At 50.2% G+C, this 26,123-nt stretch carries 20 protein-coding genes; 15 read left to right on the top strand and 5 right to left on the bottom strand.

What is annotated here, in order from left to right:
* Window positions 1–325 precede the first annotated feature (325 nt).
* From PAT3040_RS16170 to PAT3040_RS16155, 4 genes are all read left to right on the top strand, one after another.
* The gene (locus PAT3040_RS16170; RefSeq protein WP_108993564.1) at window positions 326–1,624 is read left to right on the top strand and encodes a DUF445 domain-containing protein; all 1,299 of its coding nucleotides are present in this window, start codon (window positions 326–328) and stop codon (window positions 1,622–1,624) included.
* On the top strand, window positions 1,621–2,961 hold the full coding sequence (locus PAT3040_RS16165; RefSeq protein WP_108993563.1) for a DUF445 domain-containing protein: 1,341 nt from the start codon (window positions 1,621–1,623) through the stop codon (window positions 2,959–2,961). Before PAT3040_RS16170 ends, PAT3040_RS16165 begins: the two co-directional genes overlap by 4 nt.
* 159 nt (window positions 2,962–3,120) lie before the next feature.
* Window positions 3,121–5,355, top strand: coding sequence for a right-handed parallel beta-helix repeat-containing protein (locus tag PAT3040_RS16160; RefSeq protein ID WP_108993562.1), 2,235 nt, complete (start codon window positions 3,121–3,123; stop codon window positions 5,353–5,355).
* Window positions 5,356–5,437: 82 nt separating this feature from the next.
* Complete coding sequence (locus PAT3040_RS16155; protein WP_108993561.1) at window positions 5,438–6,376, top strand: VanW family protein; 939 nt, start codon at window positions 5,438–5,440, stop codon at window positions 6,374–6,376.
* Here the strand turns inward: PAT3040_RS16155 and PAT3040_RS16150 are convergent.
* Window positions 6,373–7,503 (bottom strand): copper amine oxidase N-terminal domain-containing protein, encoded by a 1,131-nt coding sequence (locus PAT3040_RS16150; protein WP_108993560.1) that lies wholly within the window; start codon window positions 7,501–7,503, stop codon window positions 6,373–6,375. The two genes, PAT3040_RS16155 and PAT3040_RS16150, sit on opposite strands and share 4 nt — an antisense overlap.
* 259 nt (window positions 7,504–7,762) lie before the next feature.
* On the opposite strand from PAT3040_RS16150, the gene rbsK reads away from it, so the two are divergent.
* The 3 genes from rbsK to PAT3040_RS16135 all read left to right on the top strand — a co-directional run bounded on the left by rbsK (window position 7,763) and on the right by PAT3040_RS16135 (window position 9,810).
* On the top strand, window positions 7,763–8,719 hold the full coding sequence (gene rbsK, locus PAT3040_RS16145; RefSeq protein WP_108993559.1) for a ribokinase: 957 nt from the start codon (window positions 7,763–7,765) through the stop codon (window positions 8,717–8,719).
* 22 nt (window positions 8,720–8,741) lie between these two features.
* Window positions 8,742–9,206, top strand: a complete 465-nt coding sequence (locus tag PAT3040_RS16140; protein WP_258234998.1) for a hypothetical protein — start codon at window positions 8,742–8,744, stop codon at window positions 9,204–9,206.
* A gap of 367 nt (window positions 9,207–9,573) precedes the next feature.
* Complete coding sequence (locus PAT3040_RS16135) at window positions 9,574–9,810, top strand: hypothetical protein (RefSeq protein ID WP_108993558.1); 237 nt, start codon at window positions 9,574–9,576, stop codon at window positions 9,808–9,810.
* Window positions 9,811–10,030: 220 nt separating this feature from the next.
* On the opposite strand, the gene PAT3040_RS16130 is transcribed toward PAT3040_RS16135, so the two are convergent.
* The 3 genes from PAT3040_RS16130 to PAT3040_RS16120 form a co-directional block, all read right to left on the bottom strand.
* Entirely contained in the window at window positions 10,031–11,191 is a 1,161-nt protein-coding gene (locus PAT3040_RS16130; protein ID WP_108993557.1) for a mandelate racemase/muconate lactonizing enzyme family protein, read from the bottom strand.
* 23 nt (window positions 11,192–11,214) lie between these two features.
* Window positions 11,215–12,198 carry a zinc-dependent alcohol dehydrogenase gene (locus tag PAT3040_RS16125; protein ID WP_181376653.1) on the bottom strand — a complete coding sequence of 328 codons (984 nt, stop codon included), beginning with the start codon at window positions 12,196–12,198 and terminating at the stop codon, window positions 11,215–11,217.
* Between the two features lie 81 nt (window positions 12,199–12,279).
* Entirely contained in the window at window positions 12,280–12,981 is a 702-nt protein-coding gene (locus PAT3040_RS16120; RefSeq protein ID WP_108993555.1) for a PIG-L deacetylase family protein, read from the bottom strand.
* Window positions 12,982–13,209: 228 nt separating this feature from the next.
* Between PAT3040_RS16120 and PAT3040_RS16115 the strand changes: the two genes are divergently transcribed.
* Both PAT3040_RS16115 and PAT3040_RS16110 read left to right on the top strand, forming a co-directional pair.
* Window positions 13,210–13,866, top strand: a complete 657-nt coding sequence (locus PAT3040_RS16115; protein ID WP_108993554.1) for a GntR family transcriptional regulator — start codon at window positions 13,210–13,212, stop codon at window positions 13,864–13,866.
* 265 nt (window positions 13,867–14,131) lie between these two features.
* Window positions 14,132–15,235 carry a Gfo/Idh/MocA family protein gene (locus tag PAT3040_RS16110; RefSeq protein WP_108993553.1) on the top strand — a complete coding sequence of 368 codons (1,104 nt, stop codon included), beginning with the start codon at window positions 14,132–14,134 and terminating at the stop codon, window positions 15,233–15,235.
* A 388-nt stretch (window positions 15,236–15,623) separates the two neighbouring features.
* On the opposite strand, the gene ppdK is transcribed toward PAT3040_RS16110, so the two are convergent.
* The gene (ppdK, locus tag PAT3040_RS16105) at window positions 15,624–18,272 is read right to left on the bottom strand and encodes a pyruvate, phosphate dikinase (RefSeq protein ID WP_108993723.1); all 2,649 of its coding nucleotides are present in this window, start codon (window positions 18,270–18,272) and stop codon (window positions 15,624–15,626) included.
* Between the two features lie 505 nt (window positions 18,273–18,777).
* Here ppdK and PAT3040_RS16100 point away from each other — a divergent pair.
* The 6 genes from PAT3040_RS16100 to PAT3040_RS16075 all read left to right on the top strand — a co-directional run.
* Window positions 18,778–19,467, top strand: a complete 690-nt coding sequence (locus tag PAT3040_RS16100) for a GntR family transcriptional regulator (RefSeq protein ID WP_256975537.1) — start codon at window positions 18,778–18,780, stop codon at window positions 19,465–19,467.
* Window positions 19,468–19,489: 22 nt separating this feature from the next.
* Entirely contained in the window at window positions 19,490–21,724 is a 2,235-nt protein-coding gene (locus tag PAT3040_RS16095; RefSeq protein WP_108993552.1) for a hypothetical protein, read from the top strand.
* Window positions 21,725–22,054: 330 nt separating this feature from the next.
* Window positions 22,055–23,704 (top strand): extracellular solute-binding protein, encoded by a 1,650-nt coding sequence (locus PAT3040_RS16090; protein ID WP_108993551.1) that lies wholly within the window; start codon window positions 22,055–22,057, stop codon window positions 23,702–23,704.
* Window positions 23,705–23,809: 105 nt separating this feature from the next.
* Window positions 23,810–24,706, top strand: a complete 897-nt coding sequence (locus PAT3040_RS16085; RefSeq protein WP_108993550.1) for an ABC transporter permease — start codon at window positions 23,810–23,812, stop codon at window positions 24,704–24,706.
* Window positions 24,707–24,718: 12 nt separating this feature from the next.
* Window positions 24,719–25,600, top strand: coding sequence for a carbohydrate ABC transporter permease (locus tag PAT3040_RS16080; protein WP_087566394.1), 882 nt, complete (start codon window positions 24,719–24,721; stop codon window positions 25,598–25,600).
* Window positions 25,597–26,123 (top strand): M20 family metallopeptidase (locus tag PAT3040_RS16075; protein WP_146200449.1); only part of this gene is annotated, 527 nt, incomplete at its 3' end. The genes PAT3040_RS16080 and PAT3040_RS16075, both read left to right, overlap by 4 nt.

The following is a 26,123-nucleotide window of genomic DNA, read 5'->3' as shown; positions in this document are numbered from 1 at the left end:
GCAACATGGGCGGCGGCACTGGCGGAGCCGGAACAGGCGGCGGCAAAGGCAACATGGGCGGCGGTACTGGCGGAGCTGGAACAGGCGGCGGCAAAGGCAACATGGGCGGCGTGGACAGCAAGTCCAAAAGCCAGCAATAACGCGGCTCCGCGCTAAGCGGAAATGAAGGACCTGACGATTGGCGTCAGGTCCTTCTCTGGTTGCATTGGGGGATACGACTGACGCAGTAGAGCTATTCGACTAGGGCAGGTGGTTGACGGAACTAAAAAAGGGTAAACTAGCAGTAGAAGATTCTAGCAATTTTAACAAAGTTGGTGATGGGAGCATGCGTAAGAACAACATCAAATCCCAAGCGAATGCATTGCTTGCTCTATCGGCGGCAGGCATATTGGCCACGTTCCCGTTCCAGCATACGTTCGGCGGAGGGTTGCTGTTCGCGGCTTTCAGCGCGGCGACAATCGGCGGGTTGGCGGATTCGTTTGCGATCAGCGCCTTGTTCGGCAATCCGCTGCGAGTAGCGTGGCCGTCGTGGATGGGTACGCGTATTATCGCAAAAAATCGGGAGCGGCTGATTGGCGAATTATCGGATATGGTAGAGAAAGAACTGCTTACCGTCGACGCCATCAAAGAAACGTTGGAGGAGTTGAACTTGGCCGATGTCGTCGTTCGTTATTTGCGTGAACATGGCGGGGAAGAGAATGCGAAGGAGCTTGCCGTCAAGCTGGTCGCTGACTTGCTGGGCAAGGTGGATGCCGAACAGCTTGCGCTAGGTATCGAAGCGTTTACCAAGGAACGGGCGGGTACGATCCAGATTGCCGATCTTATTGCGGACGTAGCAGAGTGGAGCGTAAAGAACGGATACGATGATCGAATCATCACGTTCGGCGCCGAGCAATTGGCCAGATTGGCAGGTACGCCGCAATTTGGCGAGCTGATCGAGAAGTTTGCTGCCGCTGCCATCAAATCCTACGAAGGAGATAAGTTCAGAAGACGTTTGGTCGACTTTACGGCCGGCATGAACGCGCATGCCATCAGTTCCAAGGTGCAAGCCTGGATCGTTCAATTTCTCTCGGAGCTCGGTCAAGCCGATCATCCGCAAAGAGTGGTGCTGCGCGGTAAAATAATCGATCTCGTAAAAAAGCTTCGCGAAGACGAGGCATTACGGCAAAAGGTCGAGGCTGGAAAACATCAGCTGCTGCAAGCCGCACACGGAAACCTGAAGCTGGACGAATTTCTGGCAGTCCGCTTGGAGAGAATTCGAGATAAACTGACTGAAGCGCAAGGTATGTCTAACGACGATTCTGTCTCACAGCCGCTTATGTGGCTGCGCGCGCAATTGAATAAAGGGATGGCTCGGTTGGCGTCGGATAGAAGCCTTCAAACCTCTCTCGACGTTATGATGAAACGTGGATTGTTATCCTGGATTACGCAGAAACATGCCATGATCGGTTCCCTCGTAAGAGAGAAGCTCGGCGCATTCTCGGAGAAGGATCTGATCGAGCTCGTCCAAGATAAGGCGGGCAAGGACCTCCAGTATATCCGGTTAAACGGGATGCTCGTGGGATCGTTCGTCGGAATCGTGCTTTATTGCGCAACCTTCTGGATAGGGGGTGGCGGTTCATGACGATGAAACAAAAGGCAAATGCCAGCCTGCTGTTGCTTGCCTTGCTGTTTATCGGCGCGGCGGTCGGTCATTACTATTATGCCGCTGCCTGGTGGTCACGGCTTTTGCTCTATACGGCCGAAGCCGGCCTTGTCGGAGCGCTGGCGGATTTGTTTGCGGTAACGGTACTGTTCCGCCATCCGTTCGGCTGGAGCTGGATACCTCATACGGCGATTATCCCAAGGAACCGCGACAAGCTGGTGGACGGCGTCGCTTATATGGTCGAAGAGCAATTGCTCAACAAGGAGCTCATCCGCGACAAAATCAAACAGTTCCGAATTGTGGAAGCGCTGATCTCGTGGGCGGACAGTCGCCCGGATGGCAAACGGATATCCGATCTGGGCTGGACGTTGGCAAGCAACCTGATTAAGAGGATGGATACTTCCGCCACATCTCAAACTTTGGATCATCATACGAGGAATGCGCTGCGGGGAGTCAATCTGTCAGCGTATGCCGGCAAAGGGCTGAAATGGATTCTTCAGAGCGGAAACGTTCAGAGCTGGCTAGGGTACATTGTCGATTATGCTGCAAGGCTGACAGCAGGCGATGCAGTCAAAGAAGCTATACGTGAGATGCTGTCCCGGGAGAAAAACAAGTTCGTGAACGAAGGCGGTTCTATCGCAAGATGGTTCAAACAAAAAATCGTCGAGTTCGCGGAATCCGCGGACGCGCTTAATCTTGACGATGCGGCCCAGACACTTCATCGCGATCTGCTCACGTTTATGGAAGAGCTGAAACGTCCGGACCATGAAATGCGCGTCTTGCTGGAGACGCAGCTCCATGTATTGGCGGATAAGTTGTCCGACAGCAAGGACATTGCCGCGTCTATCGAAACGTGGAAGCTGGAGATGCTGGAGCAAATTTCTTTGCAGCCTACAATTGAGGCTCTGCTTAAGACTGTTCAAGGATTGCTGGCTGAAGGAGCAGAGGTAAAGTATGTGGTCACGGACGAAGGCGCTTTGCGCCAAGCGGATGTGAAGGCTTGGTTTGCAGGACTGTTAGAATCGTATTGGGAATGGTTCAAAAATGACGAAGAAACCAAGGCGCAATTGGAAGAGTACGCTCAGCAATTCGTCAGACAGGTAATCGAGACGGAGCATGCCGTGATCGGAAAAATTGTGCGCAAGACGCTCGGCGGTTTTACGAAAGAGCGACTCGTCTCTTTTATCGAGAGCAAGGTTGATGTCGACCTTCAGCGCATTCGACTTAATGGCGCTTTTATCGGTGCCGGTGTAGGCGTCTTGATCTATGGTTTCTTGCACGGAATTTATGCGCCGTTGCTGAATTGGATATTTTGAGCAACCTCTTAGGGCTATATGCCTGAGCAGGAGCCCCGAATGGATGCCGCGTACCGGCGATTGTTCGGGGCTCCCTTCATAAATTAGGACTATCTGTTCTGTATACCGCACAATTGCGGTGGTATAGTTGGAAGGTAGTGGAATTTAAGGGGGGATATCATGAAATTAACTATAATTAGTGCACTCCTTGCATGCCAAGTGGCAATGACGATGTCGTCGTTATCAGGCTTTCAGCGAACGGTTGAGCCTGCCGCAGCGAACGTTTTAGCAGACATTACGCATAGTGTGAGTAGAAGCGCTGCCGTAAGCTTGCAGGAGGCAGAATTGCCTGACGGGGCAGATCCCACGGCCTACCAAACAAAGCTGCATACCATCGATCTCAAACGATGGGGCATTCGCAACGATGGCAGCAAGCCGGTTGAAACGACGCGGGGAATAAACAAAGCGCTTGTTTGGGCGAATAACTCGGGCATTACGGCAGTCACACTTCCTGCAGGCACGTATACCATCGACAAAAACAGCAACATCGAGATGGTCGCCAATATGCTGTTCGAGCTTAGCGACAAGGTGACGATTCAGAAGGAGCCAAACGCGAAGGAAAGTTACTTTTTGCTTCAAGTGAAGTACGGCGACAATAATGTTACGCTCAGAGGCGGAATCTATAAAGGCGACAAGGACCAGCATGATTACTCCAAGAAGGAAAGTCCATATACTCCCGGCACACATGAAGGCGGATACGGCATCAGCGTCATCGGCGCGGAAAATGTGACGATCGATGGGGTGAGCGCGACACATTTTACTGGAGATGGATTAGTGCTGGGCGGGCATGGAACGATGGTGCGGGATCTGTACGAGAACAGCTTTGAGTCGGGAGGCATAGACGCCAAAGGCAAACGGGTCGCCGATCCGGCGAAAATTAGAACATCCATCCCATTGAAGTTCGACCATGCGATTTTTAAAGACCGGCGTGAATTCGAAATGGCTAATAACCTCAAGCTGCCCCGCAGCTTCGATATCTTCTTCTATTCCAGCAAAAACACGCTAATCAGCAGTCGCAAAAGCGTCAATGCTCGCGACATCATCGCATTGCCGGACGGAGCGAGCTATGCCCATCTCGTGTTCTCGCAAAAGGGTTTCAAAGACGCCTATATCGAGCAATGGAACCGAGTAGTCAGTTCTAACGTCGTCGTCCGGGATTCGGAATTCGCCTACAACAGGAGACAGGGGATTACGGTGGGCGGCGCGGATCGCGTGCTGATCGTAGGTAATGAGCTTCATCATATGAAAGGCACGATGCCGCAATCCGGGATCGATGTGGAAGGCGGCTTCGGCGAGAACGGCAATCGAAACAGCAATATTATGATCAAGGACAATAAGTTCCATAATAACGCCTCCTATGACGTTATCCTGTATGACGGAAGAGACGCCATCGTGGAAGGGAATCATTTGGCCTCCAAAGGAGCCATCGGATTGGCCGTATCGCCTCCGTTTACAGGCGCGCTTGTAAGAGGGAATCATTTTGACGGAACGCGTATTATCGCTTACCACGACGTCACGTTCCAGGACAATCGGCTTAACAACTCGTACACGACGCTGGAGGGGCCTCGTATTACCATCGACGGCATGGAAGTAACGGACGGCATTTTGGGCATCAGCCCGAAGGAAGCATACGGGGTTACGGCAAAAAACGTCACGATCACTAGCAAAAACAAATCGGCTGAGGCCGGCCTGTCCTTATTCGGGAAGAAGGTAAAGCTGTCCAACATTACGATTATCGGCGAATCCAAACTTCGTACCTTTACCGGCGGCGTTGAGCCCGGAAGCGTGATCGACAACTTGCAGGTGTTGAATTACAATTCCACCTATGGATTATCTCTGCCGCCAGCCACCTACACCAATTGCCGTTTCGAGGGCGCGGAAGGTGCCAAGACGGGAGCAATCGGTTTATCCTTGGGCGGGAAATACGTGTTCGACGGCTGTTCGTTCCGAATCGGCTCTACCGCGATGAACGGACTGATCGCAGACAATGCCAAGCTGGATCTGACTATAAGGAACTCATCCTTGGAGGGACTCGGCGATGCGTCCCTGATATCCGTGCAGTCGGCAGCTAACGTGCTGATAGAAAATAATACCTTAAACGCGAATCGATTGACTCGGGAAAATGTAGAGTTGATCAAGCTTAACGATTTTTGGAAGCGGAACGATAAACACGATATTTTAAAGGCGGTCATCCAAGGCAACGACATTTCATCTAACCTGTATGCCATCGGGATCTCTACCTTATACGCTGGAACGAATGCGCCTCCCTATACAATCAAAAATAACAAGCTGAAGCATGCAGCGTTGTCCATCAAGGACAATGACGTATCGGAAGGAAACGAGCTAAATAATTGAAGAAGGCCTCCAATCATGGATAAGTCTGCTTTCACTGCCGCATACTAATCCGATTACTACGGAAGCGGGGGCTGAGTGACAGATGAGCTTGACTTGGATATTGGCAGCGATGATGCTGATCGGAACGCGGGAGACGGCGCAAGAGCCGATCGACATCGTTCACCAAGGCGATACGTTATCGCAAATCCAACAATCGGATTATATACACGATCTTCCTGTAGGACCATTGATTGACGAGCGCAAGCTCGAGGCGCTGATCAAGCATGTGGCCGAGCGGGTGGAGACCGAACCTCGCAACGCGGTGCTTGACGGGGCCGGTCGAATCGTGCCGGAGAAGCCGGGCATGAAACTGCACGGCGCAGAGTTTAGACGTCGATTATATGGGAGCATGTTCGAGAAAGGCGGGGTCGAGCTTGAGGTGCCTCTGCGCCCTGTCTTTCCTCGCGTAGACAGCGAAGTTCTCTCTGCGATCAAAGTCAATGCGATTGGCTCGTATTCGACGTACTTCAACAGCCGGAATCGCAATCGTTCCTCTAATATCGTGTTATCTGCACAAGCGATTAATAATACGGTTATTTTCCCAGGCGAAAAATTTTCCTTTAATGGCACAGTTGGAATGCGGACGCGGGAGAAAGGATATCTTCGGGCGCCGGTTATTGTTCGGGGAGAGCTTTACGAAGATATTGGCGGCGGCATCTGCCAGGTATCCTCTACGCTGTACAACGCGGCGGATCGGGCAGGGCTCACGATCGTCGAACGATACTCTCACAGCCGTAATGTCCACTACGTGCCCCCTGGCCGAGACGCCACGGTGAGCTGGTATGGCCCCGACTTCGTATTCGTCAATCCATACAATCATCCCGTACTTATTCGCGCATACGCGGGACCGGGTTCCGTGAGCGTCACGATCTTCTCCTCTGACATGCTCGAAACGCGGCCGCGCGAGGTGCCCGGAGCATCGCGCACGCTCCCCGAGGAAGTGGACCTCGAGGAACGCGGCGTAAACGGAACGAGCGATTAATCGTTCAGCTTTACTTCAATGCCAAGGTAATAGTCGCCTTCCGCGCTTTCCTGGAACCGCGGTGTGACAGCTCCTTCGTAGAGTTCGTCGCTGCTCGAAAGGCGCAGTTGCAGAGCAACGGGAATGGCTCCGTTCGGCATGTAATGGGCGGTCACCTCATAGTTCCCGATGGGCAGCAGGGGTACGCCGATCCCGCCTGTCAACTCGGAAGCGCGCTTTACGATGGTTTCGCCTTCCGTGCCGTCCAACAGCGGACCCTTCGAAGACAAAGTGATGACGATATCGGAGGGATTCCAGAGGGACTGACCTGATGCGTCAACTTCCATAAACAAGGTTCCGGTAATGGGAGCTGCCGTCAATGTGCGGATGCCGCCTTCTAGGGAATCGACAGGCCCGGACAGATCGGCATGGAGATCGCCGATGTAACTTTTGCCATGATATTGAATCTCGTACGTAGGAGATAACGTCCAGTTGTCTCCTTTTGTGCTTAATGGAAGCTCGATGGAATAATAGCCGTATTCGCTGGATAGTCCGCTGGCTTCCGTGTCAGTAGAACCTGTGTTAACAGCGATGACCGGAATGCCAGGCTCAGCCGAGCCTCTCTCGTCCGTCACGCGTCCCACGATCTGCCGTGGCTCCGCCCGCAGGGGTATGGGATCCATATCATATTGATCATAAATGCCAATTGCAAAGGTATTCTGCGTTGACATATAAACGACGTCATATCCGCTATGTTCCGATACGAACCGCAGCGGGACTAGCGTATTGCCGCCTATCATTTTTGCCGGAGCGTCAAGCGCGGTTTCCTCGCTCCCGACTCTAGCGATAAAGCTGTTTATCGTCAATTCAATTTTGAAGCCGTCCTTTTCCCCGCTGGCTATTTGTTCCTCGCCATCCCATGTTACCGTGTAACCCAGCGCCTCGAAGATCGCCCGGAAGGGGACAAATGTCCTGCCGTCCTGAATGATAGGGGATGCATCCCCAAACGTTAATGATTTTCCGTTCACGTATACCTCGACAGTTCTTTCTGCCGAAAAGGCCGCACCCGGGAACAACATGGCCGAAATCCATAACAAGGCGATAATTAATGTAATCGTTTTCCTTCGTTTAAGCAGCGTCTCCTTCATACTTCTCGTCACTCCTTGTCGGGAAGTCGGTATGCTTGCATGAAGTCATTATAACGGAAATGTAATGTCGAATACTGTCGAATTTGTCCGTCGATCTACAAATAAGTCGCTCGACGCAGACGAAATCTGGGTGCGCCTATCTTTGTTAGCCAATTGTTGCAACAGAATAGCCAGATTGTGCAAGACGGTGACGCCCCTGATCGGTTAAACTACTAGAAAACAAACATATGACCAGTAATCGAAAGGGATGAATGGAACGATGAAAGAACAACCCGCAATTGCCGTCTTGGGCAGTATAAATATGGATATCGTAGTCAGCGTGAAGCAGCATCCGCTGCCGGGAGAGACGATACACGGCTCGGAGCCGATGTACAGCCCGGGAGGAAAAGGAGCCAATCAGGCTGTAGCGGCGGCAAAATCCGGCATTAAAGTCAAGATGGCCGGAGCGGTAGGAACGGATGGGCATGGACGAGATCTGATGGCGTCACTAGATGGCTACGGGGTGGATACCGGCTCCGTTGCCGGCAAGGAAGGCTCGTCAGGGCTTGCGTTTATTACGGTAGACGAGGCTGGAGAGAACTGCATTATTTTGTCGCCAGGCGCTAACGGCAAAATGTACCCCGAGGAATTGGAGCAGGTGTGGCCGGCTATCGAAGGCTGTTCCGCCGTGCTGCTGCAGAACGAAATTCCGCTTAAGACGACTTTGGCGGCAATGAAAGAAGCGGCGAAGAGGGGGCAACGAGTCTATTTTAATCCTGCACCGGCTGTCGAGCTGCCCGAGAATGCTTATGCGGCAATCCATTGTTTGATTTTGAACGAAACGGAAGCTGATACGCTGCTTGGCGGGAGGTTAACGGCAGAAGAAGGAGACGAGACCGCCGCCGAAATCCGGTCTGCGCGGACGCTGGTTGAAGCTGGCGTACAGAGCGTAGTGCTCACGCTGGGAGCCAAGGGAGCCATTTACGCGGACAAATCCGGGGAGATGATTCGCGTCAAAGCGTTTGCCGTAGAGGCGGTCGACACCACTGCCGCCGGCGACACATTTATTGGCGCGTTCGCTGCGATGCGGGAGAGCGGCGAGACAGTGGAGAATTCTTTGCGCTTTGCTTCCGCTGCCGCGGCGTTAACCGTAACGAAGTCTGGCGCTCAGCAGTCGATACCGGTAAAGGAAGAGGTCGAATTATTTTTGGAAGGAAGAAGTTTTTTGTTAACGTAAAGGTTGGAGGGAAGTGAACGTATTGAAGTTCAAAAAACTCTTTACAATTGTAATCATGGCCATGTTCATCCTATCGTTAAGCGCTTGCGGCCGTACGGAAAAGGTTAAGCATATTGAGGCTTTCGTGATAGAGACTTCGGAAAAAAACGATGAAGGTTACTTTGAAACGTCGGGATATAAAAAGGTGAATTCCGTAACGGTTATCGAAGAGGGAGAAAAGCATATCCGAACGGAAATAAGAATGATTGAGGACATTTTTGATATAGAAGGGAATTACATGAAAACGGAAGCGATTTACAGCAAAGCCTATCAATCGAATTTATCGTTCACCGACGAGGGATTTGAACATAGAGAAGAGCTTGTCAAGCCTTCGACCATCTTAATTCCGGACGAAAAGTGGGAGAGATTTAAAATGCAAGATTTAACGGAGGAGCAACAGTCCGCCGTAGAGGAGCATGTACGAGCGCTTACGGAGGGAATGAAATAACATCCGGAATGTAGCCTGACCTTCGGATCCGAGTATGCTGGAAGCATACTTGGGTCCGAAGGTTTTTTATTGTAACGAATATTTGTGCAAAATGGGAAGATTACGCTCCCAGAAATCGGGGGTCATGCGAAACGATAGCTGCCGCTGTAATGCAATGTCAATAGATGTAACTCGGATGCGCATGGCGTATTTTATATAATGATAAGCTGAAGTGTATCACGGGCTTGCTTCCGTCTTGGCATGACGCCCCAGGAATATCGGGATTCGTAATGTGTGGCCTTCGTAGTTAGTTGCAGAAGTTGTCAAGGAATGTAACGGGATGTCAACAGTTGAATCTAGTTGCGTGAGTAGGAGGGCTTATATACGTGTGCAGGCGCTGATTGCCGCTTACAATCTAAGCCTGGATCCGCTTGAGCAATTTACGCAGGCAATCAATTCAAGCTGGAATAAACCTTTCGCTTACCGCTTACAGGACGACGGCGTCTGGACGTTGGTCGATCAACCCGATAATTTGGTGCTAAAGGAAAAGGTTGTCATGCATGTCCGTGGGCCTTTCGCTACGCTGCAGCCGCTTGTTTTGCGGTTAAGCAATCGGGCGATGTAGCCCGGAGTTGATTCCTGCACAAGAAAACCACAAGCTACCTGGATCTCAATCCTGGAAGCTTGTGGTTTTTTCCAAATTATAAGAATTTATAAAGTTTCACTTTTATAATTAGGCTTATAATTCATCGGTAAACGCGCCCGTCCAAAGGACGGCGTTAGCCGTTTATCCTTGTGCTGCTCGCTATGTATGACGGCCTTTCACTGTCACTTCTCGAAACCGACTACAGAATCTGTCCGATTCGAGGCTGAAACTCTGGGTTTTGAGGATCATAGAATACCATCTCGCGCTCAAAGTTATTTCCGTACTGGTCAAGCTTTGTAAGATCCAAGTCAATTCCGAAGCCAGGTCGGTGTGGCAGGGCGATTTTACCTTGATTAAATACTAATGGCTCACGAAGCAGATCGCCTGTCATGAAGTTGAGGTGGGTATCATTCGCAAATGGGAAATTACGCGATGAAGCGATAAGATGAACGTTGCCTAATGTTCCAATGCCTGTTTCTGCCCAGCTGCCAGTAACACACCAAACGCCGGCTTCATTAGCCAAGTCGACAATTTGCTTGGCCTTCAATATGCCGCCAGCTTCAGAGGGGTACACGAGGAAGCAAGCACAGGCTCTTTTGTCAATTAATCGCAGCGCATCTTCGAATGTAGCACACCCTTCATCAGCGATAATCGGCACATCGACTGCACGAGCTACTGCGGCCATTCCGTCGATATCATCATACCGTGTCGGTTGCTCGACCATTTGCAATTCGTACTTTTCCATACTGCGAATCGCTTTAATTGCTGTAGGGACACTCCAGTTCTGGTTGGCGTCTATACGAATTTTAACGGCAGGTCCAACTGCTTCGCGGACGGCCTTCACGCGTTTCTCATCCAAATCAATGTCACGTCCAACTTTGAGCTTTAACTCCGTATATCCAGCCGCAACAAATTGGCGAGCTTCTTTGGCGTTAATCTCCGGCTTATCAATAAAAATATATCCGGCAAATGCAACTTCAGATTTACACTTCCCGCCAAGCAGGTTATAAGCAGGTGTATTCAGAATTTTGCCACGTAGATCAAGCAGTGCCATCTCGACACCTGCCATTCCGTAATAGCCGATTTGTTTCCAATTTACACTATATTCCTCTAATTGATGAAGGATGGATTCCAGCTCCATGGGGTCGCGACCGATCAAGAATGGTGCAAATTCTTTGTCAACGACCGTCTGAATAACGGGGATCGTAGGTCCTACGGACTCCCCTATTCCGATTAAACCCTCGTCCGTCTCGATCTGGATAATAAGAGAAGGAGCGCTGTATCGTGTACCACCTGACCATACTTCTCCCTTAAAGAAAGGAATTTTAATGGCTTTTGTTCTGACAGCTGTAATTTTCATTGGAATACCTCCATGTATGAGTACTAGTTATTGGTTACAATGATTTTAATAGCTTGATTAGAGGGGAGCCTCGCGTAATCCAAAGCCTCATTCATTTGATCAAAAGGATAATGATGGGTAAGCAGCGGCTTAACATTCACCGTATGGCTGGCTAACATGTCGATCACCCGGGGCCATACGTGGGGGGCATTTGTTGAGCCCAGCAGCTTCAATTCCTTCATGACCACAGCTTGAATATCGACCATAATCGGTTTGCCTGGCAATCCGAACAGCAGTAATTGCCCCCCTATTTTTAACAGCTCGATACTTGACCGCAACGACTGTTCCGTTCCTGCTGCATCAATCGCAATATCTTGCGTGTTCATTAAAGGTAAAAGGTCAGCGTCCACTGTTTTCAAATTTACACAATAATCCGCACCTAATGATCGTCCTAACTCAAGCCGAGCTTCTTGCATGCCTACCAATGTTACACAACGGACTCCCGCAGCCTTCAATAGCTGTACATAATATAAACCAGTCGGTCCATCGCCCATCACCACGGCATGCATACCTAATTGAATCGATAGTTTGTCGATACCGCCTAAGCAGCAATGCAGCGTTTCCGCTTGGGATGCTTCCTCGAAGCTGACGGAATCAGGCAATGCGTACAGATTCGAAGCAGGTACCGTAAAGTATTGCTGCCAGCCCCCCGGATAATGAAGGCCGATTTCGCCAGCAGTAGGACAGCGATGTTTATTGCCTGAACGGCATTGGGGACAGCTCCCGCAGCCAATCAATGGATCGATGCAGACGCGATCTCCGATTGACCAACCATCCGATTGCTTACCGATTCGCACGATACTGCCAGCTAATTCATGCCCTAAAGGGAGCGGAGGAGAGCTGAATTGCGCGTGACCGCTCATCAAATGTAGATCAGTACCACAAATCCCGATCGCTTCCATTCTCACCTCAACTTGGCCGATGCCGGGCGGTTCGCGAAGAACATGGCGCATCTGTACTTCATTCACGCCAATCCATTCCCAGATCTTCTTAAGCTGCTCGATATGTATCCCTCCTAAACGATTCACATGATGAAGCATGTATGGTCATTACGGTAGTAAATGTGATCCACCCATGACAGGATACAGAGGAAGATTGCGGAATGCCTCCGCATATTTCACGCCGATCGCCGAACCCCGGATGACAGACGGTCTTGACAATAATTCAACATAATCATCTCCGTACATATGCTGCAGCCACTCATCTTGACTTTTATGACACTTTATCATCTGGCTTTTCAGCTCAAAGCTGTCGGACACATCTACATAAACTTCAGGGTCAAATCCAATGCTTCCAACATTGTCCATAATAAAAACATGCGGAATAGAACTCATTGGCGGGTATTCCGTTTCAATGAGCGGAACGGTTACAGGAATGCGGCAGTCAATGGCAATTTCACCGCTAATTCGGTGGTCCGGATGATAATCATTCGATCCGTGCACGATCATAAAATCCGGATTTGCTTTGCGAATGGCGTTAATGAAGGCTAGCCGTGTCTCATGATCATGGAATAGAAACTCATCATCATACCCCATCCAGATCAGATCTGCCCCAATTAAAGCAGCGGATGCTTCTGCTTCCTTCTTGCGTATAGCTGCAATTTCTTCCCTGCCTAGCGTCGGAGATCCGACGTTCCCATTTGTTGCAATCATAATCGTTACATGGTCACCTCGTGCGGCACACTTAATTAATGTACCTCCGCACAAGCCCTCCACATCATCGGGATGTGCTCCTATAGCCAATACTCTCATTTAGTCATCCTCCGTCGCTAAAGCGATTACAAATTCATTTAATATAATAGGTGATTACAACCAAATTAAACCACAGACAAATGAATATTGTCAACAATATTCAAATACTATTCTGTTACTCTTTTGATTGAAATATTGTCATTTGAACTTTGTTGACAAAACATAAACAACTCAGTAAGGTGATAGAAAGTAAATCAGATCGTTGAAGTAGAATGGGGGAGTTATGAGGTGAAAAGCTTTACTTTTAATCAACAGACGAATATCTCCCTTAGGGAAAGGGTCACCAACCATTTACGGGATGCCATTCTTAAAGGGGAATTGATATCTGGTAGTCGGTTAAAGGAAAAGGACGTAGCGGATCAAATGGGAGTAAGCCGTGGGCCGGTTCGGGAAGCCATCCGACAATTGGAGAGGGAAGGTTTGCTCGACACCCACCCCTATCGAGAAACAGTTGTTGCTGACATTGGCACCGACGAAGTTAAGGAGATATTGATTCCGATTCGCTTATATCTCGAATGGTTCGTGATTAAGAAATATATGGATCAATTCGACGATGCGTTCTATGAAGAATTGCAGCAGGTTGTGAACGAAATGTCGATCTGCTTCAAAAATAATAAAATGGATCAGTTGATTGAGCTGGACATTCAATTTCACGCCATGCTCATTAAAGTTGCATCCGAGAGAACCGTATTAATGAGCTGGAATAGTCTCCTGAACCAAACACGCCTACATTTCATTAAAAATATTCGCTACTATGCAAACGATCGGATCGTTACAGATCATCAAATACTCCTAGATAAGCTAAAGACGAAAAACCCCGACATCATCTTGCCAGAGCTACAGCGTCATCTTAAAGGAGAAGAATCTTTTCTTTTCACAAAGTAATTGGCGGGGAAACCAGTTGTCCGCCAAAGTACGGCAGAGACGTCATCCGGGTGTTGGAGACGGTCTATGCATCGGCCGCTTCCGGGAAGGAGCAATACATGGAAGGTGGAGATGCGACATGATAATCGCGGGTTTGTGGATGCGGAATAGGAACGCAGCGGGTTGATCGGCGCTCGCGTTCCTCGCTTCTATCTATGTAACGTTGCCGATTCGTGATAAACTGATACAAGTGTATTTGTTGTCATATTGAAGGAGGCGGACAGCGTTGGATAAGTTGAAAGTCGGAATAATCGGTACGGGCAATATTAGCGGTATTTACTTTCAGAATGGCAAACGATTCGAGTCCATGGAGATTGTTGCCTGTGCGGATCTCAATGCGGAACTCGCCGCTGCCAAGGCGGCCGAATACGGCGTTCGGGCATGTACGGTTGAGGACTTGCTTGCGGACCCGGATATTGGGATGGTCATCAACCTGACGGTTCCCAAAGTGCATGCGGCCGTCTCGATTCAGGCGCTGGAGGCAGGCAAACATGTATATTCGGAGAAACCTCTGGCGGCAACTCGCGAAGAAGGTAAACGCGTGCTTGAGGTTGCCCAAAGCAGAGGGCTGCTTGTTGGATGCGCGCCGGATACTTTTCTGGGCGGCGGTCTCCAAACCTGCATCAAATTGATCGAAGACGGTTGGATCGGCACGCCAATCGGCGCAACTGCGTTTATGCTGGGGGGAGGGCCGGAAGGCTGGCATCCGAACCCGGATTTCTTCTACCAGCCAGGCGGCGGCCCTCTCTTTGATATGGGACCCTATTACTTAACGGCGCTTGTGGCCATGCTCGGCCCGATCAAGCAGGTGACGGGCATGGCCCAGATTTCGTTTCCTGAACGGATTGCGACAAGCAAGGAGCTGTTCGGGAAAAAAATTAAAGTCGAAACGCCAACCCATATCGCGAGTACGCTTAAATTCTCCTCCGGCCCGATCGCTACGCTGCTGACAAGCTTTGATGTCAAGGCCGGCTCCACGCTGCCCAGAATCGAATTGTACGGCAGCGAAGGTACTCTGGAAGTGCCGGATCCCAACACATTCGGCGGTAAGATCCTTATCCGGCGCGCAGGCGCGCAGGAGTGGTCCGACATCCCTTTGACTTACGGCAAAGCGGAGAATGCGAGGGGAGTCGGCGCAGCGGACATGGCAACAGCGATTTTGACCGGCCGCGCTCACCGCGCGAACGGAGAGATGGCGTATCATGTGCTTGAAGCGATGTTCGGCATCCTTGACTCCTCGGAGCAAGGCGTTCATTACACGATGGAGAGTACATGCCAGCGTCCTGAGCCGTTCCCGCTCGGTCTTGCGGATCACAGCTTAGGCGAGTAACGTTGAGCTTCGGGCGGAGCCGGGCAATAAATGGGACAATCTTGTACGGAGAAAGGGAAGGACGGGGGCTCAGAGGCCACCGTCCTTTCTTTTTTTCATTATACAGGAATTGATGCAACTCCAAGACTTGTGAACAACAGGTTAAAAAATCTAACAGACACCAGCGACGTTATTTGTCCGATTTTTAACCTCGAACAAATTTAACAGACAGGAAAGACACTATTTGGTCGTAATGGAGTCAATTTGCTTTATGATGATGCCAATAGAGTCGTGTAAGTCCGTTAGATTTTCGAAAACCTAATAAATCGAAGAATAGCGTCATTTATGTCCGATAGGCAGTGAGTGACTGGACGTTTTGGTTTTTGAATCACCTTCAGGTGATTTTTGTTTAATCGATTGTTAAGAGAGCTTGAGCTGCCGCGATTCTAGCCATAGGAACACGGTATGGCGAGCAGCTGATATAGTCCAATCCGGCCGAATGGCAGAATCGAATGGAACGCGGATCGCCTCCATGTTCGCCGCAGACGCCCGTCTTTAGAGCGGGATTGGCCTTACGTCCCTTATGGAGCGCGATCTCGATTAGCTGACCTACGCCTTCCGCGTCCAGAACCTGAAACGGATTGTCAGGCAAGATTTGTTGATCAACATAAGAGGATAGGAACTTTCCTTCCGCGTCGTCTCTGCTATACCCGAAGGTCATTTGCGTCAAATCATTGGTTCCAAAGGAAAAAAAGTCGGCCTCCTTCGCAATTTGATCAGCTGTGAGCGCGGCTCTTGGCACTTCTATCATGGTACCGACCTTATAATCCACATGATGATCTTCGCCAAGGATATCGGCTGCGACGCGATCAGCCAATTCGCGGACCCTCTTTAATTCGTTGACATGCCCGACCAATGGAATCATAATTTCAGGCCGGACTTTCATCCCTTTCTCCTTGCAAGCCAAAATGGCTTTAAAGATGGCTTTGAGTTGCATCTCGTATATTTCCGGAACAACAATGCCTAATCGGCACCCCCGCTGTCCCAGCATCGGATTGACTTCATGGAGTGATTGAACTTTACGAATGAGCTTGTTCGTTTCTTCATCTTTATTTGCCGATTCCCGTTGCCGTTGTTGCAATAGTTCAAGCTTTGGAAGAAATTCGTGCAAGGGCGGGTCAAGCAACCGTATATTAACGGGGAGTCCCTCCATCGCGGCGAATATACCTTCAAAATCCTCTTGTTGCATAGGCAACAGCTGATCCAGCGAGTGTTGACGTTCTGCCTGGTGTTCTGCGAGTATCATCGACTGAACGACAGGCAGCCGTGCCGATGACATAAACATATGTTCCGTCCGGCATAATCCGATTCCTTCCGCGCCGAATTGTCGGGCCTTCCGTGCATCTTCCGGATTGTCCGCATTCGCCAGCACCTTTAGACGGCGAATCCCATCCGCAAATTGCAACAATCTTGTCAGCTCTCCCGTCATCTCCGGTTCCTTAAGCGATACCGTTCCCAAAATGACCCGTCCGGTGGAGCCGTCCAATGTGATCCAATCTCCCTCATGTACCTTCCTGCAATTCTCTTCCAGACCGCCAGGGCCGGCTACATAGAAATGGCGGTTCATCTTGTCGATCCTTATTTCCTCGCACCCGCAGACACACGGCTTGCCCATTCCTCTGGCAACGACAGCCGCGTGGCTTGTCATTCCGCCTCTGCTTGTCAGTACGCCTTCCGAAGCGATCACTCCATGAATATCATCCGGGCTGGTCTCGGCGCATACAAGAATGACTTTATGGCCTGCGAGCTTCCAATCCACTGCCGTGTCGGCATCGAACACTGCCCGGCCGGACGCCGCTCCAGGGGAGGCGTTAAGACCCTTGGCAATGGTATCCAGCTGTTGCTCGGAATCGATAGCCCGGTGCAGCAGCTGATCCAAGTGCTCCATCTCAATGCGTTTCAAGGCCTCTTCTGCGAGAATAATCCCCTCGTCGACCAAGTCAACGGCAATCTTTATCGCCGCTTGAGCTGTGCGTTTGCCGTTTCGTGTCTGCAAAATAAACAATTTATTCTGTTCGACCGTAAATTCAATATCCTGAACATCCTTGTTAAGCAGCTCGAGCTGTTTGGCTATATCAGTTAATTGAGAATAGATGTGCGGCATTTCTTTATTCATTTCGTTTATAGGCAGAGGTGTTCGAATACCCGCTACTACATCTTCGCCTTGCGCGTTGATGAGATATTCCCCGTACAGCTTCTTTTCGCCCGTTGACGGATTTCGTGTAAATAGTACCCCGGTGCCGCAATCGTCGCCCTTGTTGCCAAATACCATCGATTGAATGGTTACCGCAGTTCCCTGCTCGTCGGGAATACGATAGGCATTGCGATATGTAATAGCCCTTGGATTATTCCATGAGCGAAACACCGCCTCGACGGCCAGTTGCAGTTGGATGTAAACATCTTGGGGGAATACGTTGCCGGTATGGTTTTTAATCATTAATTTGTATGATTCGATCAGTTCCGTCCAAGCCTCCGCTGCGACGTCCCGGTCTTGTTGATAGCCGTATTTCTGTTTCAATTTATGGAGGAGCAATTCGAAGTGAATCGATTCCACGCCGAATACCACATTGCCGAACATCTGAATAAAACGGCGGTAACAGTCAAAAGCAAACCTGGCATTTTTTGTTTCGCCGGAGAGTCCAAGCACGGTTGCATCATTTAAGCCAAGATTGAGGATCGTATCCATCATGCCCGGCATCGAAGTGACTGAACCGGATCTGACCGAAAACAGCAGCGGATTTCTCTCATCGCCGAACCTTTGAGATTTAAGCTGCTCGATGCGCAATATCGCGTTACGGATATCCGGCATTAAACCTTCCGGAAGTTGATTGCCGTTCTCGTAAAAAGCTCTGCATACATTCGTCGTGACGGTAAATCCGGGCGGGACGGGGAGGCCCGCGCGGGTCATCTCGGCAAGGCTCGCACCTTTTCCGCCAAGCCATTGCTTCATTCCGGCATGACCTTCGTGGAAATGTACAATTGAACTAACATTCGTCATAAACTGCTCCTTCGGGTTCGCGACGGGCCCGGTGCTCCAACCGATCGCATTCCGTATAGTAGGTGATTGCGCCTCCATCAATGGAACCTCCTGATTCTTTTTTGGCGTTAAACGAAATATTGAACTCATATATCTTTTATCACATTCTTATATAATACGCAATATATAAAATAAGAACACTATAATTGAGTCATATATAAATCATAAACCATATATATGACGTATTATATGTAGGACGAGTATAATAGCGAGCAATACATTACAACTAGAAGCTTCATAACATGGACCACACTTCCGAGTTCATGATAGGGTATATGACATCGTGCAAACGCTTCAAAAAAATGATCGCGCTTACCTTCATTATGAAATCGCTTTAAATTTTGATGCGTTTGTGTCGTGTGAATTATTTTCACAAAAAAGAAAAAAAGATATTTACTTTTGATTAATCATTATATATTATACATTATATATAATCCTACTTTGAGAGGGGGCTAACGGCTTGAAGATGACGAAGCAAAACATTATGGAAAAACAGAATATAAGCGAAGACCTTGTGCAATTGATCAAGCAGCAAATCATTGAGGGAGAGCTGAATCCAGGCGATCGTATCGTAGAGACGAAGTTCGCCAAAGACCTCGGGATCAGCCAAACGCCCGTGCGCGAGGCGATCAGGCAATTGTCGGGAGAAGGCGTTGTCGTCATAGTTCCTAACAAAGGGCCGATGGTGCGCGAGCTTAATATGCAGGATGTGTTCGAGATTTATTCGTTAAGGGCGGTTTACGAAGGACTGGCGATTCGCTTGGCCATCCGTAATGCTTCGGATCAGGACATCCAAGAGCTTGAAAGCGTGTACGAAGATATGAAGAGGAAGATGAACGACGATGAAGTTCCTTCGTTGCTTGAGGAATCGCTGTACATCCACCAATCGATCATTCGTCTGTCCAAGCATGAACGTCTGATTCGGATGTATAAAACGATCTCGTTTCAGATTGCGCTTGTCAATCGGATTCTCGGAAGGGCCTCAACCAAGCAGAAGGAAGTCGAGCAGCACTGGGAGCTGATCGATGCAATGAGAAGGCGCGATCCCGACCATGCGGAAGGAGTCATGCGCGAGCACATTCATCGGTCCTATCAAGAATTCGCGGATATGAAGGAAGTAGACGGTACATTGTTCGACGAACATTCGTGGTTTTAACCCAGAGGGAGGATCGTTTATTATGATGCACAATTCATTGCTTATTGCCGACCGGCTCCTTCGTGCGAATCAGGATGAAATCGCGATAGAGCGGCGAGCTCCTCACCGGTCCATAAGACGTCTGGCTGCAGTCGATACTGACAGTCCGAACGTAGTCGGGCTTGGCGGCAGTTGGCTGGTTGCACGGGAGGCTTCGTTTACTGGCGCAACGGAGGCTGCCGAGGATTTATCCGATTATCTGTCACGCGCCGGCATTGAAGTGAACGAACATGCGGAGCAGAGGTTTGTTATTCGCGAAGACGCCAGCATCGGTAAAGGATGCTTTAAAAGAGAGGTTCGGTCCGGTGAAGTTGTTATAGAGGCATCGGAAGCCAAGGGACTTTGGGCCGGCATCGTCTGGACGGAGCGAGAGTTGTCGGCAAGCGGAGTCGCTTGCCTGGAAGCGGGAATCGTCGAACGTTCTCCGCAATGGCAAGTACAGATCAGTCAGGCGCCATATCTCTCCAACTATCTCGTGCCTGATCTTGATGAAGCTTATCTCTCCGACGAAGCCTTCGGATTGCTTGCGCACTATGGGATTAACGGAATGACGTTATACGGCGATTGGCTGTTGTACGTAGAGAGTCGGATCTTTCCCGAACTAAATCATCCGAAGCGCAAAGAAAACCTGGAGAAGCTGCAAGATGCGGCCAGGCGCGCGGCGAAGTACGGCATTTCATTATACTACGTACCTGTCAGCCCGAAGCTGGACGGCAATCATCCCTTATTCCAAAGAGTACCTTCTGCGCGGGGAGCCCGCATCAATCCGGGGCTAGTCCAGAACGGCAAGGAAATATACAATTTATGCTCGTCGGATCCGGACTGTCTGGACTTCCACGGGGAGACGATGGCGAATTTGTTCCGGGAAGTACCCGAATTAGGCGGCTTGATTTTGATCATCGGCGGCGAGTCTTACTATCATTGCTTTATGAGACCCGATTTGAGAGATTTGCCGGAAGAGGCCCGAACAAATTGTCCGAATTGCAGGGACAAACAACCGGAAGATGCAGTGAACGGACTTCTTCGGGCGACAGCGGATGCCGTGCATGCCGTGAAGCCGGATGCGCCTATAATGGCATGGCCATACAGCGCGTTCGTGTGGTCGAGCGACCCGGCGCAGTTGGCGCTGATCGACGGCATGTCAAACGGCGTATCGCTGCTCAGCACAATCGAAAAAGATGAATGGGCGGTCAAAGAAGGCTACGACAAAAAAATTTGGGATTATTCCGTCGATTATACTGGCCCTGCCACCAATCTGCTCCAACAAGCGGAAGACGCGGCTGGCAAGCATATCCCGTTATATATCAAGACGGAAACGGCGATTGGTCTCGAGTGCATCCATATTCCCTATATGCCCGCGCTGGGCCGACTGGAAGAGAAATGGCGGAATACGGCAGCCATGTCACCGGCCGGAGTGCTTCAATCATGGATGTTTTTCGGAATGTGGGGATCCCGCGCAGAGGAACTGGGATGGTGGGCATCATGGCGTCCCGAACTGCCGGCAGGAGAAGCGGCAGCCGTCATGGCCAAACGGGATTTCGGACCGGCCGCCGAAGCGTTTATGATCGCTTGGAGAGAACTGGATCAGGCCGTCGCGCATTTGCCATATATCCCGATTTATTTTACAGGACCTGAATTTATCGGCCCGGCTCACCCGTTAGCATTCGGGGACTTGCCCGATGAACCCGAGTTGTATGAAGCGCTACTCTATTACTTGCAAGAGAATGAGGAAACTTTCTCCAACGCAACAAACGAAGTAAAGCATTCCCTTGTATTGACTTCATTGCCCCATTCGCATATGGAGTTCACCATCAGGCCCCGAAACGACAGCGAGCCGGCAGACATCTTGATTCGGGAATACGAAATTGCATGCAGGCATGCTTTGCAAGCTTATCAGGCAGTCGCATCGGCTCCCGCATCCGAGGATTCGCTGCAAGTCAAGATGGCGGCCGAAGAATGCGCATTAATCGAATATGTGTATAGGACGCTCCTGACGACGCTAAATACTTACAAGTTCCTATTGGCCAAAGAGAGCGGAAACAAAAATCTGATGCTGGAGATTGCGGCAAAGGAAAAAGAAAATGCGGAAGCGGCAGTCCCGCTGCTTGCGCGGGCGCCATGGCTGGAGCTGTCGCGCCGTACCGATGGAGAGTTTCCGTCCACGGCAACCATGCTGGAAGCCAAGTTGAGAAGCCTGGCTAATGTGTTGGGCCGTTAATGGAAACGGTCGAAACCGATTTAAGCTTCCCGCACGTCAGCGAGCAAAAGGCGGCGTCGAAGGAGAAGTTTAAATAGATTATATCGATGTAGAGGGGGATCGGAACAGACTTTCGGTGAGAAAGAGGGGTGAAGAAAACAAAACATGAGACCAACCGAAAGCAGCAAACAGGGCAACCTGGAAGGTTGCGCTTGATGAACTACGAGTTAGACAAACACGCGAACAATGGGCAAGAGTTGGGCGGAGATGCCAGCACGAATGCGAATAGCTTGCAGAGCTACCCGGCAAATTGAGTGAATAGGCTGTTAATTCAAAGGAGAGTGACTTTTCTTGAAAAGAAAGTTTACAGGTATTCTCATTGGCGCCATTATCGCCACATTATCGCTAGCAGCATGTGCCAACAACTCGAATGACAAGGCATCTCCGTCCCCATCTCAGACTTCGGACGCGCCGGCTTCCCCGACAGGAAGCACGGGCGGCAAGTATGATCCGCCGATCACGCTTACTACAGTAAACCAATCGCACCCAACCGTCAAGTATGCAGATGGAGATACCGTCGACAACAATCCATGGACGCGAGAATACGAGGACCGGTACGGCATCAAGATCAAGTCTTTGTGGAGCGTGGATGCTACGCAATGGGAGCAGAAAACGAATCTCATGATCGCGACAGGCGATATTCCGGACTTCTTCCAGGCTACGCCCGTTCAGTTCAAGCAATTGGCCGAGGCCGATCTGCTTCACGATCTGTCCGCCGCTTATGACAGCGCGCCCGAACGAGTCAAATCCTTGCTTAATGAAGGCGGCAGCGCCGCGCTGGATTCGGCGAAAATCGGCGGCAAGCTGCTGGCAATTCCTTTCACCGGGACACCTAAGGAAGGCGCCCAGATGATATGGATTCGTACCGATTGGTTAAAGAAAGTAAACCTTTCCGAGCCAAAAACGATGGATGATTTGTTGAAGATTTCCGAAGCCTTCACTACGCAAGATCCGGACGGCAACAATAAAAACGATACGTTCGGGCTCGCGGTAGACAACGCCTTCTCGACTTTGACGGGCTTCTTCAATGGCTTTCATGCGTATAACAATATCTGGATCAAGGGGCAAGACGGCAAGCTGGCATACAGCAGCATTCAACCTGAGATGAAGACGGCTCTCGGCATCTTGCAAGAAATGTTCAAAAATAAACAAATCGATCCGGAATTCGGCTCCAAGGACTTCTCCAAAGTCATAGAATCGATCGTTAGCGGAAAGATAGGCATGTTTTTTAACAGTCCGTTCTCCGGTCTGTATCCGCTGCAGCAGAACATTGACCAGGATCCGAATGCGGAATGGAAAGCGTTTCCCATCGTCTCCAACGATGCGGAGCCTGCCAAAAACCAGGCCGCGCTCGGCACGATCGGCTATTGGGTCGTCAAAAAAGGAACGAAGAATCCCGAGGCGCTATTCTCTATGCTCGATATGTGGACGGAAATCTTCTACGAGAATAAAGATCCGGAAATCAATTCGAAGTTCGTCAACGATGGCAATACCGAGATCTGGCAAATGAACAAAATTGCCGCATATCGCGCGTTTAAAAATACGGACCAGCGCATTAAAGTCATAAAAGCGCTAGATTCCGGAGACACCTCGGATTTGACGGGCGACGACATGGGCGTCTATGACAAGATCCAAAAATTCGAAGCGGGCGACCGTTCCCTGTGGGGCTGGAACGCCATCTTCGGCAAGGACGGCTCGATGGGCGTTACGGATCAATACCGTCAGTTGAATGCCTACTTGTCCGACGAGTTTATTACATCGCCTTTGACTTTGATGTCCGAGAGAAGCGCAGATATGAACAAAATTCAATTGGAAACGTTTACCAAAATTATTTTTAATGCCGCGCCGATCGACGAATTCGACAAGTTCGTCACGGAATGGAAGAAACGCGGGGGCGACGCGGTGACAGAAGAAGTCAATGAATGGTACGCCAATCGGTAACAAATGGCGCGTCATCCGGTAACAGAGGTTTCCGACCACGTCGGAGAAGAGCGGCTTCGGCCGTCTCTTCCCGACAACGGGAGGAACGGAAGGAAGGTTGAACTCATGAAGCGATCCACATTATCCAATTGGCCGCTGCATCTGCTGTTGCTCCCGGCTGTGATCCTGCTTCTTGTCTATTGTTATGGTCCAATGTTCGGAATTGTCATCGCGTTTCAGAAGTTTATACCGGCCAAAGGATTTCTTGGCTCGGACTGGATCGGCTTTGATAACTTCCGCTATATTTTGAGTCTTTCGGACATGCGGGAGATTATGTGGAATACGGTGTACATCTCCGTCATGAAAATTATCGCCGGCGTTGTCGTTCCGTTGACCGTATCCCTGCTTCTGAACGAAATCCGTCACCGGTTATTCAAACGCGGCGTGCAGACGCTTATATATTTGCCTCACTTTTTGTCATGGGTTATTTTGGGCGGCATACTGGTCGATATCCTGTCTCCCTCCACCGGGATTGTTAATGCGTTTCTGGGTTTGTTCGGTATCAATCCGGTCTATTTCCTGGGGGAAAACAGCTGGTTTCCTTATGTGCTTGTCATCTCCGACATTTGGAAGGAATTCGGATTCAGCACCATTATTTATTTGGCGGCGTTAACCGGCATTAACCCATCGCTGTATGAAGCCGCGGTGATGGATGGAGCGAGCCGAATAAAGCAAATATGGCATATCACGTTACCCGGTATCCGTACAATCGTAGTCCTGCTAATGACGCTTAGTTTGGGCAATGTGCTTAACGCCGGTTTTGAGCAGGTCTTTAATCTCTATAGCCCGCAAGTATACGACAGCGGCGATATTATCGATACGTATGTGTACCGGATGGGCTTAATTTCCGCTCAATACGGCCCGGCGACCGCAATCGGACTATTTAAGTCGGTCATCTCGCTCGTCCTTATTTCGACAACCTACTATCTGGCCTACAAATTCGCCAAGTATAGAATTTTCTAGGGAGGATTCGGCATGCATTACACTACAAGACCTATGCGGGTGTTCCAATGGTTCAACGCGTTCTTGCTTGGTCTGCTCGCATTGCTGTGCGTACTTCCCATTATTCATATTCTGGCCGTATCCTTCAGTTCAAGCGCCGCTGCCACAGCAGGTCTTGTTCGATTTTGGCCGATAGATTTCAATGTGAAGTCTTATGAATTCGTGCTCAGCTCGGGACTATTTTTGAAGTCGTTGCTTGTTACTCTGGAACGGGTGGGCATCGGCGTTGCCGTCAATATGCTTCTGACGCTTATTACGGCATATCCGCTCTCCAAAGACAGCGAACGTTTCAAGCAACGCACGATATACACCTGGTTCATGTTGGTGACCATTCTGTTTAGCGGCGGAATCGTCCCCTTGTTCATGATTGTCCGGGAGACGGGAATCATGGGTTCGATCTGGGCGCTTATTTTGCCGGGAGCGGTGCCCGTATTCAATGTCATTTTGCTGCTTAATTTCTTCCGCAATCTTCCGAAGGAGCTGGAGGAAGCAGCCTTTATCGACGGAGCGGGCCATATGTCCACTTTGTTTCGGATATTCGTACCGCTATCTCTTCCGGCGTTGGCGACAATTGGTCTGCTAACGGTTGTAAACCACTGGAACGCTTGGTTCGACGGACTGATCTTTATGAACTCGCCGGATCGTTACCCGCTGCAAAGTTATCTGCAGACGATTATTATCCAGCGAGACTATTCGAACATGACGGAGCAGGATCTCAAGACGATGCAGCTTATATCCGACCGCACGATCAAGTCGGCTCAGATCTTCCTCGGCGCGTTGCCCATATTGCTTCTCTATCCTTTCCTGCAAAAGTACTTCGTGACCGGCATCACGCTTGGGAGCGTGAAGGAATGATGAGCAACAACATAGAGGCGGTTGGCGGAGCGGAGGCTGTAGCTGGTTTTACGGGAAATCATCCGGTGCTGGAAATACTCGAGGATTTGGTCCGCATTAACAGTGTCAATCCCTACTACGAAGAGGGAGCTCCCGGCGAGTCGGACGTTGCATGTTATGTGGAAGAACGCATGAGGCGAGCCGGCATACCCGTACGTCGGCAGCAGGTATTCGCGGGACGCTGGAATGTAGTCGCCGAGCTGAGCGTCGGCAAGCCGGAACGCGCTCTGCTGTTTGAATCCCATATGGATACCGTTCCGGCCGGTTCGATGGAAAATGCGTTCGAGCCGCAGATTCGGGACGGCCGCCTGTATGGCAGAGGCGCTTGCGACACAAAAGCGACGCTCGCAGGGATGATATGGGCGATCGAATATTGGGCGGCAAGACGAGATTCGTTGCCGCGCGATCTGGTGTTATGCGCGGTTGTAGACGAAGAAGCTGCCTTTCGCGGCGTATTGCGATTTCTGGAGGAGGATCGGGAGCA

The sequence above is a fragment of the Paenibacillus agaridevorans genome (assembly GCF_003112455.1).
GTDB classification, from domain to species: Bacteria; Bacillota; Bacilli; order Paenibacillales; family Paenibacillaceae; genus Pristimantibacillus; species Pristimantibacillus agaridevorans.
The sequence above is the reverse complement of the archived record's forward strand: the minus strand, read 5'-3'. Positions and strand labels throughout refer to the sequence as shown.

Coding starts and splice junctions, on each gene's coding strand:
- PAT3040_RS16170 (WP_108993564.1), top strand. CDS start 326: ATGCGTAAGAACAACATCAAATCCCAAGCGAATGCATTGCTTGCTCTA.
- PAT3040_RS16165 (WP_108993563.1), top strand. CDS start 1,621: ATGACGATGAAACAAAAGGCAAATGCCAGCCTGCTGTTGCTTGCCTTG.
- PAT3040_RS16160 (WP_108993562.1), top strand. CDS start 3,121: ATGAAATTAACTATAATTAGTGCACTCCTTGCATGCCAAGTGGCAATG.
- PAT3040_RS16155 (WP_108993561.1), top strand. CDS start 5,438: ATGAGCTTGACTTGGATATTGGCAGCGATGATGCTGATCGGAACGCGG.
- PAT3040_RS16150 (WP_108993560.1), bottom strand. CDS start 7,503: ATGAAGGAGACGCTGCTTAAACGAAGGAAAACGATTACATTAATTATC.
- rbsK (WP_108993559.1), top strand. CDS start 7,763: ATGAAAGAACAACCCGCAATTGCCGTCTTGGGCAGTATAAATATGGAT.
- PAT3040_RS16130 (WP_108993557.1), bottom strand. CDS start 11,191: ATGAAAATTACAGCTGTCAGAACAAAAGCCATTAAAATTCCTTTCTTT.
- PAT3040_RS16120 (WP_108993555.1), bottom strand. CDS start 12,981: ATGAGAGTATTGGCTATAGGAGCACATCCCGATGATGTGGAGGGCTTG.
- ppdK (WP_108993723.1), bottom strand. CDS start 18,272: ATGACGAATGTTAGTTCAATTGTACATTTCCACGAAGGTCATGCCGGA.
- PAT3040_RS16100 (WP_256975537.1), top strand. CDS start 18,778: ATGACGAAGCAAAACATTATGGAAAAACAGAATATAAGCGAAGACCTT.
- PAT3040_RS16095 (WP_108993552.1), top strand. CDS start 19,490: ATGATGCACAATTCATTGCTTATTGCCGACCGGCTCCTTCGTGCGAAT.
- PAT3040_RS16085 (WP_108993550.1), top strand. CDS start 23,810: ATGAAGCGATCCACATTATCCAATTGGCCGCTGCATCTGCTGTTGCTC.
- PAT3040_RS16080 (WP_087566394.1), top strand. CDS start 24,719: ATGCATTACACTACAAGACCTATGCGGGTGTTCCAATGGTTCAACGCG.